At 33.5% G+C, this 20,363-nt stretch carries 19 protein-coding genes; all 19 read left to right on the top strand.

What is annotated here, in order from left to right; genetic code table 11:
- The first annotated feature begins 192 nt into the window (after nt 1-192).
- The 19 genes from I6N95_RS21760 to I6N95_RS21670 all read left to right on the top strand — a co-directional run bounded on the left by I6N95_RS21760 (nt 193) and on the right by I6N95_RS21670 (nt 20,348).
- Nucleotides 193-1,242: an acyltransferase family protein gene (locus tag I6N95_RS21760; RefSeq protein WP_209531475.1), complete on the top strand. Its 1,050-nt coding sequence runs from the start codon at nt 193-195 to the stop codon at nt 1,240-1,242.
- Nucleotides 1,243-1,419: 177 nt separating this feature from the next.
- Nucleotides 1,420-2,304 carry a glycosyltransferase family 2 protein gene (locus I6N95_RS21755; protein ID WP_209531474.1) on the top strand — a complete coding sequence of 295 codons (885 nt, stop codon included), beginning with the start codon at nt 1,420-1,422 and terminating at the stop codon, nt 2,302-2,304.
- Between the two features lie 21 nt (nt 2,305-2,325).
- Entirely contained in the window at nt 2,326-3,216 is an 891-nt protein-coding gene (locus I6N95_RS21750) for a glycosyltransferase family 2 protein (protein ID WP_209531473.1), read from the top strand.
- An 8-nt stretch (nt 3,217-3,224) separates the two neighbouring features.
- Nucleotides 3,225-4,172: an NAD-dependent epimerase/dehydratase family protein gene (locus I6N95_RS21745; protein WP_209531472.1), complete on the top strand. Its 948-nt coding sequence runs from the start codon at nt 3,225-3,227 to the stop codon at nt 4,170-4,172.
- A gap of 304 nt (nt 4,173-4,476) precedes the next feature.
- Nucleotides 4,477-5,604, top strand: a complete 1,128-nt coding sequence (wecB, locus tag I6N95_RS21740) for a non-hydrolyzing UDP-N-acetylglucosamine 2-epimerase (protein ID WP_209531471.1) — start codon at nt 4,477-4,479, stop codon at nt 5,602-5,604.
- An 89-nt stretch (nt 5,605-5,693) separates the two neighbouring features.
- Nucleotides 5,694-6,503, top strand: coding sequence for a YveK family protein (locus I6N95_RS21735; RefSeq protein ID WP_209531470.1), 810 nt, complete (start codon nt 5,694-5,696; stop codon nt 6,501-6,503).
- A 15-nt stretch (nt 6,504-6,518) separates the two neighbouring features.
- On the top strand, nt 6,519-7,217 hold the full coding sequence (locus I6N95_RS21730; protein WP_209531469.1) for a CpsD/CapB family tyrosine-protein kinase: 699 nt from the start codon (nt 6,519-6,521) through the stop codon (nt 7,215-7,217).
- Nucleotides 7,218-7,242: 25 nt separating this feature from the next.
- Complete coding sequence (locus I6N95_RS21725; RefSeq protein WP_209531468.1) at nt 7,243-8,010, top strand: tyrosine-protein phosphatase; 768 nt, start codon at nt 7,243-7,245, stop codon at nt 8,008-8,010.
- Nucleotides 8,011-8,047: 37 nt separating this feature from the next.
- Complete coding sequence (locus tag I6N95_RS21720) at nt 8,048-9,859, top strand: polysaccharide biosynthesis protein (RefSeq protein WP_209531467.1); 1,812 nt, start codon at nt 8,048-8,050, stop codon at nt 9,857-9,859.
- Nucleotides 9,860-9,861: 2 nt separating this feature from the next.
- Entirely contained in the window at nt 9,862-10,479 is a 618-nt protein-coding gene (locus tag I6N95_RS21715) for a sugar transferase (protein WP_209531466.1), read from the top strand.
- Nucleotides 10,476-11,375: an NAD-dependent epimerase/dehydratase family protein gene (locus I6N95_RS21710; RefSeq protein WP_209531465.1), complete on the top strand. Its 900-nt coding sequence runs from the start codon at nt 10,476-10,478 to the stop codon at nt 11,373-11,375. Before I6N95_RS21715 ends, I6N95_RS21710 begins: the two co-directional genes overlap by 4 nt.
- 21 nt (nt 11,376-11,396) lie before the next feature.
- The gene (locus tag I6N95_RS21705; RefSeq protein WP_209531464.1) at nt 11,397-12,608 is read left to right on the top strand and encodes a glycosyltransferase family 4 protein; all 1,212 of its coding nucleotides are present in this window, start codon (nt 11,397-11,399) and stop codon (nt 12,606-12,608) included.
- A 5-nt stretch (nt 12,609-12,613) separates the two neighbouring features.
- Nucleotides 12,614-13,636, top strand: coding sequence for a nucleoside-diphosphate sugar epimerase/dehydratase (locus I6N95_RS21700; protein WP_209531463.1), 1,023 nt, complete (start codon nt 12,614-12,616; stop codon nt 13,634-13,636).
- The gene (locus tag I6N95_RS21695) at nt 13,633-14,742 is read left to right on the top strand and encodes a polysaccharide biosynthesis C-terminal domain-containing protein (protein ID WP_209531462.1); all 1,110 of its coding nucleotides are present in this window, start codon (nt 13,633-13,635) and stop codon (nt 14,740-14,742) included. The genes I6N95_RS21700 and I6N95_RS21695 overlap by 4 nt, the downstream gene beginning before the upstream one ends.
- Nucleotides 14,743-14,745: 3 nt before the next feature.
- Nucleotides 14,746-15,870, top strand: a complete 1,125-nt coding sequence (gene wecB / locus I6N95_RS21690) for a non-hydrolyzing UDP-N-acetylglucosamine 2-epimerase (RefSeq protein ID WP_209531461.1) — start codon at nt 14,746-14,748, stop codon at nt 15,868-15,870.
- Nucleotides 15,858-17,015, top strand: coding sequence for a glycosyltransferase family 4 protein (locus I6N95_RS21685; protein WP_209531460.1), 1,158 nt, complete (start codon nt 15,858-15,860; stop codon nt 17,013-17,015). Before wecB (I6N95_RS21690) ends, I6N95_RS21685 begins: the two co-directional genes overlap by 13 nt.
- A gap of 24 nt (nt 17,016-17,039) precedes the next feature.
- On the top strand, nt 17,040-18,287 hold the full coding sequence (locus I6N95_RS27765) for a glycosyltransferase family 4 protein (protein WP_209531459.1): 1,248 nt from the start codon (nt 17,040-17,042) through the stop codon (nt 18,285-18,287).
- A 5-nt stretch (nt 18,288-18,292) separates the two neighbouring features.
- The gene (locus I6N95_RS21675) at nt 18,293-19,222 is read left to right on the top strand and encodes a glycosyltransferase (protein ID WP_209531458.1); all 930 of its coding nucleotides are present in this window, start codon (nt 18,293-18,295) and stop codon (nt 19,220-19,222) included.
- A gap of 34 nt (nt 19,223-19,256) precedes the next feature.
- Nucleotides 19,257-20,348, top strand: coding sequence for an EpsG family protein (locus tag I6N95_RS21670; RefSeq protein ID WP_209531457.1), 1,092 nt, complete (start codon nt 19,257-19,259; stop codon nt 20,346-20,348).
- Nucleotides 20,349-20,363: the final 15 nt, after the last annotated feature.

Genomic DNA, 20,363 nt, shown 5'->3' with positions numbered 1-20,363 from the left:
AATTCTGCGAATGAATCGAATTTATTACCGATATTCTTTTATAATTGGGAGAGCTTCTCAAGTGAGTGATAAAATATGTCGAGTGGTTATTTGAAGAAACTAATCTGCGAGTTGAGATAATCAGTAAGAAGTAGGATAAAACTCTTTACGATTTGGAGTAAACAGTAACGAAGTGAAGTTTAGGAGGGAAACATGGAACGTAAGTCAAATATTGAGCTTATTAGAATCGTCAGTATGCTAATGATTGTTTTTCATCATTACAGTGCCCATAGTGGATGGATATACCCTGCAGAATTTTCTAAAAGAGAATTTTTTATTAGATCTATTGGTATTTTTGGAAAAGTGGGTGTAACATTATTTTTACTTATTACTGGATATTTTCTAGGAAAAGCTAATTTTAGACCATCAAAGTTGTTTAACTTATGGGCACATATCTTTTTTTATTCGTCTTCTATTTTTATAATCTTTTCGTCTTTTACTGACATGAATGTAGAAAGTCTTAAATGGTCATCTTTTTTTCCAATATCTCTTTCTAGTTATTGGTTTTTAAGTTTTTTCTTCTTCTTACAGTTTTCATTACCAGCTCTAAAGTCAGTTGTTTCTAAAGTGGATAAAAAAATGATACTAATCTATGTGGTAACTATTTTAACACTATTGAGATTACCAGCAATAATTGCCATTTTGACTAAAAGTCCAATTCGATTTTATATTGGAGATTATTTTCTATTTATTCTAACAGCTTTAGCGGGTTATTTGATAAGTGTTTATCAGGTAGAACTGGTAACTATATTAAAGCCTTGGGTTAATCTATGTTTTAGTGTAACGTTGACTATTTTAGTGCTCAGTCCCTGGTTAATTAATAAGTTTACTGAAATTACTAAATTACCTTTGGGCATGTTTTTTTTGGCTGATCAAAGTAGTTTGATTTCGATAATTTTTTCAGTGTCACTCTTTGCTCTATTTTTGCGCGTAACAATCTCTAGTAAAATTATCAACGCAATTAGTTCTTGTACTCTGGGAATCTATCTAATTCATGATAATACGATAATTAGGCAATTTATTTGGAAGGATTTTTTTAAGAATAGCGAGCACTTCTCTGATAGTACGCTAATTTTTCGTTCTCTGATGCAACCATTACTAGTTTTTTTTGTTTGTTTAGTAATTGAATTTATTAGGAAACAAGTTGTTGGGTTGCTAAGAAATGCAATCAGCTCCAAAAGATCTCAATTAGCAGAAAAATAGTATTTAGTTGAGACTAAGTCTAGCAGATTTATCATAAAGTTAATTATTAGTTAGTCAGTGAAGTAGCCTTATCAGACTGTAATGTAACAGTCTGATAAGGCTACTTCACTTTGTATTTGAAATGATTTTGATTTTTATATTAGAGGAAAAATATGCTATAATGTTATAAAAAGTGTGGTGATATTCATTAGATCTTTAGTTTCAATAATTATTCCTGCTTACAATGCGGAACAGACAATTCAGCGGTCTATTACTTCATGTCTAAATCAAAGCTATAAAGATATAGAAGTAATTATTATAGATAATCATTCAACAGATAAAACTGCTGACATTATTATGAGCAATAAAGATTCTCGGGTATGTTATATATACTCTGAAAAAAAGGGACGCTCTCTAGCTCGTAATATTGGGTTAAAAAAGGCAGAAGGAAGCTATGTACAATTTTTGGATGCAGATGATGAGCTCACTGCATCCAAAATTGAAACAGCTGTGACTTATTTAGAACAACATTTGGATTATAAAGGTTATGTGACTGGTGTTCAATACATAAAAAATGAAAAAGAAGTCGCTAAAGTTTTACCGAGGTTACATTATCCCAATGAGTTACTGGCTCATAATTTATTTCCAATTCATTCAGTTCTCTTTCGTAATGACAAAAATGTGACATTCGATGAAGAGATAGACTATTGTGAAGACTGGCTATTTTGGGTATATGCGTTGCATGGTCACCCTCTATTTTTTGATGAAACAATTGGAGCAATAGTTCACATTCATGAGGGGAATACAATGGGACAAAAAGACCGAATGAACGAGTATCAACTCTATGTTCAGCAAAAAATTAAAGCAATGTATCCGATAAAAAGCAAACAGCTGTTACTAAATGAATTAAAGTTGTTTGTTATTCATTACTTTACCCAAGAGAAAGAAAAGGCAACTGTTGACATAATAGCTGAAAACAGTCCAACAAGGTATGCTGTAATTTCAGTATTGCTTAAGTTACCATTCCTTAAGCAGCTAGCACAAAAAAAAGCTCAAAATTTGGCAAAAAGAAATTTATACTAATGTGAAAGGATTGTTTGAGTTATGAAACAGCGACGCGTTGCGATCATCGTTTTGAATTATAATAACGCTGCTGACACGGTTGAGTGTCTTAAAAGTATCAATCAGTTGACTTACGATAACTATCACACCATTGTCGTCGACAATCATTCTACAGATGATTCTATTAGCGTTCTTCAAAGAGAATATCCTTCACTGGATTTGATAGCTTCCTCAATAAACGGCGGTTATGCATATGGCAATAATTTAGCAATCAAGAGAGCAAGACAAGAAGAATATGATTATGTCTGTATTCTTAATAATGATGTCATCGTTGAACCTGATTTTTTAAGTCAGTTAGTTACTTATGGAAATGAGCATCCGGAAGCAGGCGTTATCGGACCACGAATTTGTGAATATGAAGACGACAGTCTTATTGAATCTGCCGGTTCGACTGTTGATCTGAACTATGGTAAGGTCACGAGATTATTCCATAAAGAAAATGAAGAGGTAGTTCAGGGGAGAATAATCCCTTGTGATTATATTGGCGGTGCTTGTATGCTTGTCAGTATGGAGGTAATTAATCAGGTTGGCTACATTCCAGAAGATTACTTTTTATTTTATGAGGAAAATGAATGGTGCTTAAAAATTAAACAAGCAGGATACGATGTTGTTTGTGTGGCTGACGCTAAAGTAATTCATAAAGGTTCAGCTTCTATCAATAAAGTATCGGGGCTTTCAGAGTATTTTATGTATCGGAATCTAGTGATTTTTATCAGAAGGAACGGAACATTGATGAATAAATTGATTTTTTATCCCTATATTGCTTTGTTCTCTTTAAAGAGTGGTATGACAAAAGCAGACGGTTGGCGATTTAGCAGGTATTTCTGGGATGGAATCACAAATAAGAATAAATATCAGAACTTGAGAGGATAAATTGTAAGATGGATAAAATATTAATTACAGGTGGGGCAGGCTTTATTGGTTCAACTCTAGCTAATCAGCTCTGCTTAACAAATGAATTAGTCATTGTCGATGATTTATCGATGGGGAGTAAAAGTAATTTACCTCAGACTGACACGATTACGTTTATCGAAGGTTGTGTGACTGATAAGGTTTTAATGACTCAAGTTTTATCAGAAAATAATTTTGATTACATCTATCATTTGGCGGCTGTTGCTAGTGTGGCTGATTCTGTGGAGCGCCCCTTGGAGACCCACGAGATTAATTTTGATAGTGTCTTTAGCTTGTTAGAGTTAACCAAGAAGTATCAAAGCGGTTTAAAAAGACTGATATTTGCTTCTTCAGCAGCTGTATACGGAGATGAGCCTACGTTGCCAAAAGCCGAAGAGTCAGTTATTAAGCCCTTAACGCCTTATGCAATTGACAAGTTTGCCGCCGAGAAATATGTACTGGCTTATAGCAATCTTTATAATGTCCCAACAAGTGCCGTCCGCTTTTTTAATGTATATGGACCTAAACAAAATCCTAATTCGCCTTATTCCGGCGTTATTTCGATCATCCTTGATCGCTTAAAACGAAAACAAGCCGGTGAAGACTGTTCTTTTACTATGTTTGGCTCAGGGAAACAATCCCGAGATTTCGTCTATATTGAAGACGTGCTGCTGGCCTTAAGGCTAGTTGCCACGTCAAAAGAGTCATTAGGAGAAGTTTATAACGTGGCGACAGGCGTGGAGACCACCTTAAATGAGCTAGTTGAGATCTTGTCAGAACTATTGGCAATTGAGTTGCCAATTGATTATCAGGAGAGCAGAGAGGGAGATATTGAACATTCTTTAGCCGATATCCACAAGATCAAAGGATTAGGTTTCAATCCCGAATACTCTGTCAAGGCTGGTTTAACAGATTGTATTAAAAGAGGCTTTGCCTAACGAAGGCTGACTATTTTAAAACTATTCATTTGACCAAAGTGACCCAACTTAGCTGATGAGTAGTTTTTTACAGACGTTTGAGAGAATATTGCTCCTAAAATGCGATGTAAAGCCTTTTGATTAATATTTTAACGTTAAATGAACAAGAAGTATGATAGAATTGTATAGGATACTTGTGATTGCCAAAACGTTTACACGCGTTATTTTCTTGTGAAATTGGCCAATAACCCTTGAATTTACGCGAAGACTCTATATAATAGAAGAAGTGAAGAACTGAAAAAATATGAGTTGAGCAGGTGAAAAAATGGTGAAAATCAAAGTAATGACAGTTTTTGGTACAAGACCAGAGGCTATCAAGATGGCACCACTGATTAAAGAAATTGAAGCTCAAGCTGAAAAATTTGAAAGTGTTGTGGTGGTGACAGCTCAACATCGTGAAATGTTGGATCAGGTGTTAGCAACCTTTAAAATCACTCCTGACTATGATTTAAATATTATGAAAGACAATCAAAGTCTGGCGGAAATTACGACGAATATCCTTCTGCAGTTGGAAAAGGTTATTGTTGAAAGTAAGCCGGATATTATTTTAGTGCATGGAGATACGACAACAACCTTTGCTGCAAGCCTCTCAGCTTTCTATCATCAAGTCAAAATAGGGCATGTAGAAGCGGGATTACGGACTTGGAATAAGTATTCTCCTTACCCAGAAGAAATGAATCGTCAAATGACCGATGTCTTAAGTGATTTATATTTTGCCCCGACAGAGCAAAGTCGTGATAACTTACTGAAAGAAAACATTAATCCAGCAAAAATTACCATTACTGGAAATACAGTGATTGATGCACTTAGTTATACAATTAAAGAAGGTTATCTGCACGGAGACATACCCAAGATTGCTTCGGACCATAAAATGATTTTATTGACGATGCATCGACGAGAAAATCAAGGAGAACCGATGAGGGAAGTTTTTCAAGCAGTCAAGCAAGTTGTTGATGAAAAGGGAGATATTGAGATAGTTTATCCAGTTCACTTAAACCCGGTGGTTCAAGACCTAGCGAACAGATACTTAGGGGGACATAAACGAATCCACCTAATAGATCCCTTAGAAGTAGAAGATTTTCACAACTTGGCCAATCAAAGCTTCTTTATCATGAGTGATTCAGGTGGGGTTCAAGAAGAAGCCCCTTCCTTAGGAAAGCCTGTATTAGTTTTAAGAGACACGACAGAGCGTCCTGAAGGCGTTAAGGCAGGTACCTTAAAGTTGGTTGGTACTAAGTATGAAGACGTCTATAACGGCATGTTAGAGCTTTTAGATAACGATAAAGAGTATCAACGTATGGCTAACGCCGAGAACCCTTATGGAGATGGTCATGCCAGTCAATATATCTTGGCGGCTATCGAAAAATCTTTTTCCGAATATAACGATGAGTAAACTCAAATAACGAGACTACTTAGGTAGTTGATATGATATAATAATGGTTACGTAAAATTTTAACGAGAATATTTTTTTGGAGGATATAAATGGAAGAAACAATAAGTTTACAAGAGATATTTGGGATTATCAAAAAACGTTTGGCCTTAATCATAACCTTGATGTTTATCGGCCTTGGTTTTTCGGCCGTGATGACCTTTGTTGTCATGACACCGAAATTTAGTTCTTCGACGCAATTAATAGTTAAACTTCCTCGGGCAGCAGAGGGAACAAACAGCAATGTGAACGATGTTAACTTTAACTTGTATATGATTACCACCTATAAAGATTTTATCACCACATCTAATACTCTGGCTGAATCAACTCAAGAGATTGTGGCGAGAGAAACAAACTTCAAAGGCAGTGCTGCTGACATTCAAGCCATGCTGCAAGTCACGCAAGAGCAAAACTCTCAAATGTTTTCCATTAAAGCCACATCAGAGGATCCTAAAATAGCACAAGCTGTCGCAAATACAGCAGCTCAAGTCTTTCAGGAACAAGCGAAAGAAACTCTTGAAGTGGATAAAGTCTCAATCATTGCACCAGCGCCACTTAATGTCTCGCCTATTTCTCCAAACAATAAATTGAATTTGTTAATTGGATTAGTTTTGGGACTGATGGTTGGTGTGGGGATTTCCTTCTTAGTGGAACTATTAGATAAAACTGTCAAAGATGATAAGTTTATTAGGGACGTTTTAGGTTATTCAGTATTAGGCACTGTTCCTGAAATGACTGCTAAAGAATTAAGTGGGCAAGTCATTCAGAAGCCAGTGGAAACAGCCAATGTTCGAAATAATGTAACTAATCCTACCCCAAATAACCCAGTACCACAAACCCGACGTCAGCGAAATAGAGTTTAGAAAGAGGAGAATGACATGTTTAAAAAGAAAGCTATCAAAGAAACAACTCAAGCAGTAAGTTTGATTACCTTAGCTGATCGGACTTCTCCTGTTTCTGAGCAGTACCGAACTATCAGAACGAATATTCAGTTTGCTATGGTTGACAAGGAATTAAAAACGTTAATTGTTACATCATCTGGTCCTGGAGAAGGCAAATCAACTACTTCCGCTAACTTAGCCGTAGTTTTTGCTAATTCAGGTATTAGAACATTGTTAGTCGATGCTGATTTAAGAAAACCAACGGTAGCTAAAAGTTTTGGTTTGCGCAATCACCATGGACTAAGCAATTTATTAAGTGAACGTGATGCAAAAATTCAAAATGTGGTTCAATCCTCAGGAATTGAAAATCTAACCATCTTATCCAGTGGACCAAAACCGCCTAACCCTTCAGAAATGTTAGGTTCAATGCGTATGCATGCCGTGATTAAAGAAATGCGTGACGCCTTTGATTTGGTTATCTTTGATATGCCGCCGGTTGTGGCTGTAACAGATGCCCAAGTTGTGGCATCTCAAGTCGATGGAACTATTATGGTTGTTCGTGAAGGTGTGTCAAATAAGAATGCTTTAATAAAGGCTAAGAGTTTGTTGGAAATGGTAAATGCCAATATGTTAGGTGTTGTTTATAATGGTTCAACACGTAATGTTGACCAAGGGTATTATTACTATGGAGCCTAATTAACAGAAGTTGAGGAGTGAAAGAATGATTGACTTACATTGTCACATATTACCAGGAATAGATGATGGTGCAAAGAATTTGGAAGATTCCATTAATATGGCAAAAGTCGCAGTTGACAGTGGCATCACTCATATTCTTTGTACTCCTCATCATAATAATGGAACTTATCGTAATCCTAAATATGATGTGATTCAACAGGTTGCTGCTTTGCAAAAAGAGTTGGATAGCCGAGAGATAGCTCTAACTTTATTTGAAGGACAGGAAGTTAGGATTACTGGCGAATTACTTGAGGATATCGAGCAAGACAACATTTTGTTTGCCGATATTGACGATCAGTATTTATTGATTGAGTTTCCAAGTAATGATGTTCCTGCATTTACTGAAAAGATCTTTTTTGAATTGTTAAGTCGTGAAATAACCCCGGTTATTGTTCATCCCGAACGTAATTCAGTTTTTATTGATGAACCTAATAAAATTATTCCCTTTTTGGAAATGGGAGTCTTATCACAGATGACCGCTCCAAGCTATGTTGGTACCTTTGGGAAAAAAATTCAAAAAACGGCTAAAATTATGTTGGAACATAATTTAGTTCACATGGTAGCTTCAGATGCTCATAACGTAGATAAACGGTCTTTTTATATGAAGGAGGCCTATGAGTTGATGGGGAAAGAGTTTGGAAGTGATAAAGTGGAGTCTTTTCAGCTTGTGACAAAAGATATTATTAATGGAGATTCTGCTATAGTCCCAAATTTTGTTGAGGTAAAGAAAAGTCGGTTTAATCTGTTTAGGTGATGAAAGAACGTTTGCTTGGAAGAGGGTTTAGTAAGGTATGAGTAGAAAAGTTAAAATAATGATTATCCTAGCGATAGATTCGGTGTTAATAACATTGGCGAATCTATTTTCTTATATATATATGAAGCCATTTGTTGCTATCACTACTGAGGTATTAGTTAAAGCGTTAGTGATTCAATTAGTCCTATACTGGATTTTAGGTCGAGTCTTCAAAGTGTTTACTCGAATAAATCGCTATACGAGTTTAAAGGAATTAGTTGCTATTTTTTTTGCTTTATTAATTTCCTACATAGTTGAGATGGGGTATTTCATTTTTAGTGGAGATGTCTATAGTCAACGGTACATTTTTTTTACTTATCTCTTGAGCATGTTTGTCATTAGTGCTAGTCGTGTGGCTTGGCGCATTTTGATTGAATATAATAATAATAAGACTAAAGATAAACGAAAACAAAAAAATACTATTATTGTAGGTGCCGGTGCTGGTGGAGGCATCTTATTGAATACATTAAATACCTCCATGACAAACGATCAGGTGAATGTTGTGGGAATAGTAGACGATGCCACTGATAAGGTCGGCACTCTGTTTTATGGTAGTAAGGTAATCGGAACTACAGAGAATTTGCCTGAATTGATCAAAGAGTATAACGTAGAGAATGTTACTATCGCTATTCCTTCTTTAAAGGCAGAAGGTTTCGAACGAATACTTGGCCTTCTTGAAGCTTTGCCGGTGACCGTAAATTCAATGCCTTCTATTGAGCAAATAGTTAATGGGGATGTAAGTGTAACTAAGTTGCGAGAAGTAGATGTCGTTGATTTATTAGGCAGAGATGAAGTCAAATTAGATATGGAGTCAATATCTAGCCAGTTAATGGATAAAACAATTCTTGTTACAGGAGCTGGAGGATCAATTGGCTCAGAAATTTGTCGTCAGGTCATTCGGTTTAATCCAAGACAATTGATTTTAGTGGGGCATGGTGAAAACTCTATTTATTTGATTGAAAAAGAGTTAAAGACTAACTACAAACATAAAACTACTAAAGTCATTCCAATTATTGCAGACATTCAGGATCGCGAGCGGATTTTTGAGTTAGTAAAAAAATATCATCCAGACATTATTTACCATGCGGCAGCTCATAAGCATGTTCCTTTAATGGAGTATAATCCGTCGGAGGCAGTTAAAAATAATATTTATGGAACAAAAAATGTAGCCGAAGCAGCTAAAGAACATGGAGTGGGATCGTTTGTTATGATTTCGACTGACAAAGCGAATAATCCACCTAATGTTATGGGCGCCACAAAACGAATTGCTGAAATGATTGTCACAAGTTTAAATGAGAGTGGCAAAACGAAATTTTCTGCAGTGCGGTTTGGCAATGTTTTGGGAAGTCGTGGAAGTGTTGTTCCCTTGTTTAAAGAGCAAATTGAAGCTGGTGGACCAATTACTGTCACGGATATGAGAATGACTCGATACTTTATGACAATTCCAGAGGCTAGCCGTTTAGTTGTTCAATCCGGTGCTTTAGCGAGTGGTGGTGAGATCTTTATTTTAGATATGGGAGAACCCGTTAAAATAAGCGATCTAGCTAAAAAAATGATCAAATTAAGTGGGTACTCTGAAGATGATATCAAAATAATTGAATCCGGCATAAGACCAGGTGAAAAATTGTATGAAGAACTTTTGGTAGATAAAGAAAAATCACCAGATCAAATCTATAATAAGATTTTTGTAGGAAACATTTCTGGTTTTGATTTTGCAGAAGTTTGGCAGTTTATTCAAATGTTACCAGTAGATGATCAAAACTTATCAAAAGAATTAATTAAATTTGCGAATGAATCGAGTAGGTGTTAGGAATGTACGATAAAGGAATTAAACGATGTGTGGATTTTTGTTTATCTTTGATTGGTTTAATCGTTTTGTCACCTGTTTTGTTGGTAATAGTGTTGGCGATAAAATTAGATTCAAAAGGACCCATCATATTTACACAAAAAAGAGTTGGCAAGAAAAAAGAACATTTTCAAATCTATAAATTTCGCACGATGAGGATAGATACTCCAAAAGAAATGCCAACTCACCTACTTGAAAATCCCGACTATTTTATTACAAAAGTTGGCAAGTTCCTCAGAAAAACGAGTTTAGATGAGTTGCCTCAGATAGTTAACATCTTGAAAGGTGAGATGTCTATTATAGGTCCTCGCCCCGCGCTGTGGAATCAATATGATTTGATAGAAGAGCGAGATAAGTACGGTGCTAATGACATTCGGCCTGGGTTAACTGGCTGGGCTCAGATTAATGGACGTGATGAGTTGGAAATCCCTCTGAAAGCCAAACTAGATGGCTATTATGTGAGTCATGAAAGGGTTATCATGGATGTGAAATGTTTCTTTGGGACAGTCATTTCCGTGTTCAAATCAGATGGTATAGTTGAAGGAAATACTGCCGCAATTGAAGATAACGAGGGTGAACAATGAAACGAGTATTGATTACTGGAGAAAATAGCTATATTGGTACCTCAGTAGAGCAGTGGTTGAAAAAGGATTCGGAGTTATTTGAAGTTACAGTTGTAAGTGTCAGAGGAAATGATTGGCGCTCTCAGAACTGGAAAGAGTATGACTGCATTTTTCATGTTGCGGGAATTGCTCATGCCGATACTGGGAAAATAACAGAAGAAGAGAAAGCGCGATATTATCAAATAAATCGTGATCTTTCTTTTGATGTCGCTGAAAAGTTTAAAGCTGATCGACAAGGAAAAAAAAGTCAATTTATTTATATGAGTTCAATCATTGTTTACGATGATAAAACAAATGTTAGTAAGCAGAGAGTTATTACCTCTCAAACCAAGCCAAATCCAAGTAGTTTCTATGGTGATAGTAAGCTACAAGCAGAATTGAAATTATCTGAATTGGAAGATGATGGATTTACATTAGCGGTCGTTAGGCCGCCAATGATTTATGGCAAAGGAAGTAAAGGAAATTATTCGATGCTGTCCCGTTTAGCTTTGAAAACTCCAGTTTTCCCAAAATTTGATAATGAGCGTTCTATGCTACATATTAGTAATTTATCTGAGTTTATTAGATTGCTTATTATGGAAGAAATCTCAGGTATTTTTTTTCCTCAGAACAAGGAGTACATTAAAACCAGTGACTTAGTAAAAATAGTGGCTGATACTCACAACCATAAATTAATACTAACCCCATTGTTTAACTGGGGAATCATACTTTTGAGTTTAATTCCAGGGAAAGTGGGCAAATTGACAAATAAAGCATTTGGTAATTTGGTATATGATAAAAAAATCAGTACTGAGAAAATTGATAATTATCAAATTATTGATTTTGAAGAATCAATTAAATTGACTGAGGAATCTTAAATTCAGGTAAGGATTGAAGGAATGAAAAAAAAACACATACTGATAGTTAGTCAATACTTTTTTCCTGAGCAATTTAGGGTGAATGATCTTTGTAAAGAGTGGATTTCTAGAGGTTACGAGGTGACTGTTTTGACTGGAAAACCCAATTATCCTGAGGGAAAGTTTTATTCAGGCTATAATTTCTGGAATAGAAGGAAAGAAACGTATGAAGGTGCTACCATTATTCGTTTGCCACTTATTCCGAGAGGTAACAATTCCATTATGTTAGCACTAAATTATTTGTCCTTCGTTTTTTTTGGTTTTTTCTGGGCGCTGTTTTCTAAAAGTGATGTGGACTCAGTTTTCGTTTATGAAGTATCTCCAATGACGCAAGCTTTGCCAGGTGTTTGGTATGCAAAAAGGAAAAAAATTCCTTGCTATATCTATGTTTTAGATTTATGGCCAGAAAATTTTGAAATTATTACAGGGATAAGTAATCAGTTTATCATAAAACAATTAACTAGAATGGTAAAATATATTTACAAAAATTGTAAAAAAATATTTATTTCATCAAATAAATTTGCTGACTCAATTAATGACAAAGGCGATTTTGAAGATAAAATAATTTTTTGGCCTCAATATGCTGAAGATTTCTATTCTAAATCTGTACTTGATGGTATGGATATCGTAAAATCCAAGGAGTTTAGGAAAATCACTTTTGCTGGTAATGTTGGTTATGCGCAAGGGTTGGAAATTTTGCCAGAGGTAGCTGTCAAGTTAAGAGACCTTAGTGTTTATTGTAAATTTGAAATTATTGGTGATGGTCGGTACAAGGCAAATTTGATGAAGGAAGTTGAAGAAAAATCAGTGATGGATTATTTTGATTTTATCGAAAAACAACCGGCTACTGCTGTACCTAAGTATCTAGCTGATACCGATATGTCTTTGATATCCCTTGCAAAGAATGAGATTTTTAAAATGACAATTCCAGCTAAATTACAGTCCACAATGGCTTGTGGTGTACCTGTATTAGTCGTTGCTGACGGTGAAGTTAATCGAATTGTTAGTGAATCTAAGTGTGGTTTAACTGGCGCATCAGGAGATATTGAAAAATTGGTTAGTAATGTCATTCAATTGTCAAAATTAGATCAGCAAGAATTAGAAATTATGGGAAAAAACTCCCTTCATTATTATCAAACTAATTTTGATAAAGAAGAGTTGTTAAATCAAATGGATAATTATTTAGAGGAGTGAAAAGGTTGTTTAAAAACAAAACGTTATTAATTACTGGCGGCACTGGCTCATTTGGAAATGCAGTTATGAATCGTTTTTTGAATACTGATATTAAAGAAATAAGAATATTTTCAAGAGATGAAAAGAAACAAGATGACATGCGCAAAATTTACAAAAACGATAAATTGAAGTTTTATATTGGTGATGTAAGAGATATACAAAGTGTGAAAAATGCTATGCACAATGTTGACTATGTTTTTCATGCGGCGGCTTTAAAACAAGTGCCTTCGTGCGAATTTTTCCCGTTAGAGGCTGTTAAAACTAATATACTTGGGACAGAAAATGTTTTAGATGCTGCTATTCAAGAGGGCGTAGAAAAAGTTATTTGTTTATCAACTGATAAAGCTGCTTATCCTATCAATGCTATGGGTATTTCAAAAGCCATGATGGAGAAAGTGTTTGTTGCCAAATCGAGAACTGTTAGTGAAGATGAGACACTTATTTGTGGAACAAGATATGGAAATGTGATGGCTTCACGTGGTTCTGTTATACCGTTGTTTATTGATCAGATAAAAAAAGGTGAGCAATTAACAGTAACTGATCCCAATATGACGCGCTATTTAATGAGTTTAGAAGAGGCTGTGGAACTAGTTGTTTTTGCTTTCCATAATGCTAAAGCGGGCGATATTATGGTGCAAAAGTCTCCGGCGTCAACGATTAGAGATTTGGCTCAAGCGCTTCAAGAACTGTTTAACTATGACAAAGAAATTAGAATTATAGGTACCCGCCATGGTGAAAAGCTATATGAAACACTTTTGACGAAAGAAGAGTACATTAAAGCAGATGATCTTGATGGCTTTTACCGCGTGCCAGCAGATAAACGAGATCTAAATTATGATAAGTTCTTTGAAGATGGCAGTGAAGAATTAACGGAGCAAAAAGAGTATAATTCACACAATACAAAAATATTGACTATAGAAGAGATCAAAGAGAAATTATTAGAACTGGATTTCGTTAGAAGTGAACTGGAAAGTTGGACAACTAAATGAAAATTTTAATTACGGGAGCTAGAGGATTTATTGCTAAAAACCTGATAGTGGAATTAAACAACCGTGGTTTTACAGATTTGCTATTAGTAGATAAAGAGACAAGCGATGAAGAGTTAGCTACTTACTGTCAAAAGGCTGAGTTTGTATTTCACCTAGCAGGTATCAATCGTCCAAAAACTGATAGTGAATTTATAGAAGGCAATGTTTCGTTTACTGATAAGCTGCTTAGTTTTTTACTGAAGAATAATAATACATCTTCGATCCTATTATCCTCTTCAATTCAAGCTGAGTTAGACAATCCTTATGGCGTTAGTAAAAAAGCTGGTGAAGAGTTATTATTTAATTATGGGAAACAAAATCAAGTCAGGGTGATGATTTACCGTTTTCCTAATGTTTTCGGTAAGTGGTGTCAGCCTAATTATAATAGTGTCATTGCTACGTTCTGCCACAATGTGACTCGTAAAAAGGAAATAACCATCAATGATCCAGATGTGATTATGAACTTGGTTTATATTGATGATGTCGTAAATGAATTGATAAACGCATTAGAAGGTAATGCGTTTCAGCCAACTGAATACTGTGAAGTGCCTGTGGTTCACAAACAAAAATTAGGGTGGATTGCGTCCACCTTACTTAGTTTTCAAAAGAGTCGAGAAAATAAGTTTGTTCCTGATATGAGTGATGAATTAACTAAAAAACTATACAGCACTTATCTTAGTTATTTACCAGAAACAAATTTTTCATATGACTTAAAAATGAATGTTGATGAGAGAGGCTCTTTTACAGAGTTTTTAAAGTCAAATAGTGCTGGGCAAGTATCTATCAATATTTCAAAACCCGGTATTACCAAAGGACAGCATTGGCATCATACAAAAAACGAAAAATTTTTAGTAGTTAGTGGAGAAGGAGTTATTCGCTTTAGAAGAGTTGATACTGAAGATATAATTGAATACCATGTCTCTGGAAAGAAATTAGAAGTTGTTGATATTCCAGTTGGGTATACACATAACATCGAAAATATGGGTGATAACGATATGGTGACGGTAATGTGGGTCAACGAAGTATTTGACTCATTAAAGCCAGATACATTTTACTTGGAGGTATAATGAATGAAAAGATTGAAAGTAATGACTGTGGTTGGTACTCGACCTGAGATAATTCGTTTATCAGCTGTTATCAATAAATTAGAAGAGTCTGAGGCTATTGAACATGTGTTGGTTCATACTGGACAAAACTACGATTATGAATTAAATGAAGTTTTTTTTGAGGATTTTAAATTAGGCAAGCCTGATTATTTCCTAAATGCTGCTGTAGGCACTGCGATTGAAACAGTAGGGAATATTTTAATTAAAATTGATCCTATTCTGGAAGAAGTTAAACCTGATGCATTCTTGGTATTAGGTGATACAAATAGTTGCTTATGTGCAATCGCTGCTAAAAGAAGACAAATTCCTATTTTTCATATGGAAGCAGGAAACAGATGCTTTGATCAAAGAGTTCCAGAAGAAACCAATAGAAAAATTGTCGATCACACAGCGGATATTAATCTAACATATAGTGATATTGCAAGAGAGTATCTACTTAGAGAAGGTTTACCAGCAGATCGAATTATCAAAACTGGGAGTCCAATGTATGAGGTATTGAATACTCGCAAGCAAGACATTGAAGAATCTGAAATTTTAACTAAACTTGACTTAAAAAAAGATGAATATTTTGTTGTATCTGCTCATCGAGAAGAGAATATTAGTTCAGATAATAATTTTATGGATCTAGTTGCGAGTCTAAATATTATTGCTGATAAATATAAATTACCGATAATCGTAAGTACGCATCCGAGAACAATGAAAATGATTGAGAAAAAGGGTGTTAAGTTTCATGAGTTAATTCAAACAATGAAACCAATGGGATTTAACGATTATAATAAGCTTCAAATGAATGCTAAGGCGGTATTAAGTGATAGTGGCACAATTAGTGAAGAGTCATCTATCTTAGGCTTTAAGGCGTTGAATATTCGTCAGGCCCATGAACGACCAGAGGCAATGGAAGAGGCTAGTGTTATGATGGTAGGTCTTAAGAGTGAACGTATTCTTGAAGGGATGGTAGTGTTAGAAAATCAAAATGAGAATACTCTAAGAGCTGTGGAAGATTATTCGATGCCTAATGTTTCAGAAAAAGTATTGAGAATATTAATCTCATATACTGATTACATTAATAGTGTGGTATGGAAAAAATGAAAAAAAGAATTTTAATTGTAACAGAAGGTTATTTTCCAGCAGAAAATTATGGTGGCCCACCAGTAAGTGTTAGAAATTTATGCAATAATTTAAAAGATGAATTTGATTTTTTTATAATAGCTAAAGCCCATGATTTGAATTCAAAAGAAAAACTATCAGGAATTGTTGAAGGATGGAATACCCGAGATGAGGCAAAAGTAACTTATTTGTCAAATGATAGTTTCAAAAGTAGCAGTTTTAATAAAATTATTAAGGAGGTAAAGCCAGATTTAATTTATTTACAGAGCTTTTTTTCATACACTTATGTTCCACAGATGCTACGAATTTCCAAGAAAAATGACATTAAAACTTTAATTGCTCCAAGAGGGGAACTTTTAGAAGGTGCGTATAGAAAGAAATGGAAAAAACTACCTTATAAGAATATACTTAAGTGGCTTTATATAGACGAAAAAGTTTTTTTTCATGCTACTAGTGAAAATGAAATTAATTCTATTAAATCAGCCTTTGGTAACAAAAATACTATATTAAGTTTTCCAAACCTACCAAGTGGCAAATTTGATAAAAATATAGAAAAGGATGTCAAAAAGAAGGATTCTGGAAAACTTTCATTAGTATTCATTTCTAGGATAGTTCCAAAGAAAAATTTGATTTATGCTTTAGAAATATTAAGAGAAATCAAGGGTGACGTCATCTTTGACATTTTTGGTCCAACTGAAGACAAATTATATTGGGAAAAATGTCAAAAGGCAATAAAAGAATTACCACCAAATATAGTAGTTAATTATAAAGGTATTTTAAAAAATGAAGAGGTAAAATCAAGATTATCTAATTATCATTTTCTTCTATTTCCGACATTGAGTGAGAATTATGGGCATGTTATAGTAGAAGCAATGTTAGCATCATGTCCAGTTATTCTAAGTGATCAAACTCCGTGGAATAAGATAGTAGAATATGAAGGTGGATTTGTTTTCCCATTAAAAAATAAAAGTATGTTTATTGAAGTAGTTCAAAATTTAGTACTAATAGACGATAATGTCTATAAAAATATAGAAAAAAATAATGAAAAATTTATTTTAAATGAAATAATAAGTAATGAGGAGATTATTCACCAAAAGTATTTATTTCGCGAATTAATTAAAAAGTAAATTTTTTATTGGGAGAGACAAAATGTGAAAAAAATAGTAGTAGCACATCCTGCTCAACAACATTCATATAAAACTGCTGAAGCATTAGAATCTAATGATGCCCTTTTTAGCTATATTACGTCTGTTTACGTAAAGAATGGCTCAGTTACAAAAAAAATTTTGAGCTTGTTAAAAGGAGATTCTTTAAAACGAGCTATTAATCGTAAAAATGAATCATTAGATGACTCTCAAGTGGTATTATTTTGTGAATTAAGTGGACTTTTTCTATTATTATTACAAAGATTAAAATTACCGAAAATTTTCTACTTTCTTTGGTGGGATATTCATAATGCGAACTTTAATCGCAAACTAATTAAATATATTAATAAGAACTCTGTGGATGCAGTTATCGTTTATGACAGAGTTTCATCGAGTTTTTTAAAGAAATTGAATAATAGTAATGTTTTGTGTATTTTAGATATGTCCGCGCCTTATTATCCTTTCATGAATGATATTCTTCAAAATGACAGCTCTGATAGTTTTGAGAATAAACAGAAAAGTATCAGTATAAAGTACAAAAATTGGTCATTGATGAGGAAGAGTAAGGTTGAATTAGAATTTGCTGATAAATTCATAGTGGCTTCTGAATTCACAAAATATTCGTTGGTTACTTATGGTGTTAAAGAAGAATTAATAAATGTTGTTCCATATGCAGTTCAACCTTCTGATTGGGAAGGAAAAAAGAAACGCAGAGATAATGCCAAAATTAAGTTGCTTTTCGTAGGTAGCTTAACAAAGGCTAAAGGAGCGTATCATTTTTATAATGTGATTAAAAAATTACCAATTAATTACGACGTGACTTTTGTTGGTCAAGTGGATAAGAGTACATATTTATACAATGAAATGAAAGATAAAGTGAGTTTTTTGGGACATGTTCCCAAAAGTTCAATGGAAAGTATCTATAGGGAGAATCATTTTTTAGTTTTTCCTTCTTTAGCTGACGGGTATGGACTATCTATTGTAGAATCTTTGCGTGTGGGTACTCCAGTAATATGCTCAAAAAATGCAGGTGCGTGCAACTTAATTATTGAAGGGGAAAATGGATTTTTGTTTGACTATAATGATGAGAATCAGTTATATGAATTATTACTAAGTATAACCGAATATGATTATTTTAATTTGTCTAAAAAAGCAATTGAATCGGTGAAAAGTCTTACGATTGGTAAATATGCAGAATGTATTAATAATACATTAATCAATTGGATAACGGAGAATCAAAAGAAGATGAGGTAATATAAATGAGGAGTATTCCAAAAACGGTAATAATAATGACTACTTATAATGGCGAAAAATTTATTGAAAAACAATTAAATTCTTTGAAAAATCAAACCTATAAAAATTTTGAAGTTGCAATTTTAGATGACTGTTCAACTGACAATACTGTGAGTATAATTGAAGCTTTTATTAAGAGAAATCAATTATCAAATTGGTACTTAACAATAAATCCTAAAAATTTGGGTTGGAAAAAAAATTTTATCGAGGGCAGTAAAAATAACTTGAAAGATTTTGTGTTTTTTTGTGATCAAGATGATATCTGGATCGAAAATAGAATAGAGAAGATGATTGATGAAATGGTTAATAACAATAACATTAATGTTCTTGTAACTAATTATAAAATAATTGATTCTAATGACGAAGTTACGAAAGTTCATAAATATTTTAAAAAGGACTTAAGCATAGAAAGAATAAAATTTAATGGGAAAAATTTAAATGTTCAGAGACCAGGCTGTTCGTATTGTGTGAGAGGCAATTTTTTAGAAAAAATTTTGGGATATTGGCAGGAAGATTATGCACATGATTCATTGGTTTGGAAATCTGCTTTGGTTACACAAAGTTTATATATATATAACTATTATTCTTTACTTTATCGCCGACATGATAATAATGCTTCTGGGAGCAATTTGAGCAATAATAAAATTATAGCTTTAAGCAAAAGCGAGATAAATCATTTAAAACTTTTAATTGGTTACGTATTAGAAAATAGTAGTGACAAATCTGATCAGATAATAGAAAAAATACAAAAAGCTATTAATTTCCACGAGATGCGATATGAGGCTTATCAAAAGAGAAGTATATCAAGGATAATTATGTGTGGTCTTAAGTTTTTTTCATATTTTCCATCATGGAAGTATATAATCACCGATACCAAACGAATAATGAATAAATGAGGATTTATGAAATATTTAGTAAGGGAGAAACTTTATGGTTACTGCATACATCATTATTTTCTTATCAAACATATTAACTCTTTTTAGTAGGAAAAGAAATCTCGTTCTCGTTGTTATTTCATTTGCTTTTTTTATATTAATAATGGGATGGAGTCTTTCTGATCCTGATTGGGTAGGGTATTATTATCTTTATAATTTTACAGCGAACGGACCGATTTTACCAGAATTTGGATATCAATTTTTAGAAAAAATATTTTTGAGTTTAGGCTTCGATTTCCCTCAGTTTAGAATTGCAATTGCGTTTATTACTTATTATTTGATGTATAAGGGAATTAGTTTTTTTATTAAGAAAGGTCCATTATCTCTTTTTATATCATCGTATGCCTTATTTTCACTGTTTTATGATAGTATTCAGCTGAGAAATACATTAGGAATTTCAATTATAATTATTGGATTAAGGTATTTATTTGAAGAAGGCAAATTTGACATATTAAAATTTATTTTTACAGTTTTAGTGGCAACGACATTTCATACAACAATGATATTTTATCTAGCGTTTTTAATTGTTAAATTTAAGAAAACAAACTTGGTACAATTCTGTATAATCTTATTTACTTTTTTGACCACTATAATAATAGTTATGAATGGAACTAAGATTCCCTATTTGGAAGTTATATTTGGTTCTCTGAGAGAATCAAAGTATACAGGCTACCTAGATAAATCGATGCGTTGGGGGTTCATTTTTCCTCTAGCATTACAAATGATAAATATTCTTTTTGCAAAATTTTTGATGACAGTAAATTTTTCTGATATAAATAGTATTGATAATGAAGGTAGGAAAAGTCAGTTATTATTGAATTATAAACTCAATGTTAGCGGCATCCTTTTTATACCAATATTTACAGTCAATCTTAATTTTTATAGATTAGCTAGAAATTTACTAACTATAAATTTGATTTTTTCGCAGCTTAGTCTGAATCATTCAGTCAAACAAAAGGAACGAATTAAAATTATTTTATTTACTTTTATTTATGTTTTTGTGTGGGTTTTTTATGGCTTTATTTTTGGAAATGAGTTCGAAACAGTGGTTAGACCGCTATTAGAAAATAATGGCTTTTTCCCCTAGAATTTGTAAGTGTGA

Origin of the sequence: Vagococcus allomyrinae, assembly GCF_017829975.1 — a bacterium.
Taxonomy (GTDB): domain Bacteria; phylum Bacillota; class Bacilli; order Lactobacillales; family Vagococcaceae; genus Vagococcus_D; species Vagococcus_D allomyrinae.
The sequence above is the reverse complement of the archived record's forward strand: the minus strand, read 5'-3'. Positions and strand labels throughout refer to the sequence as shown.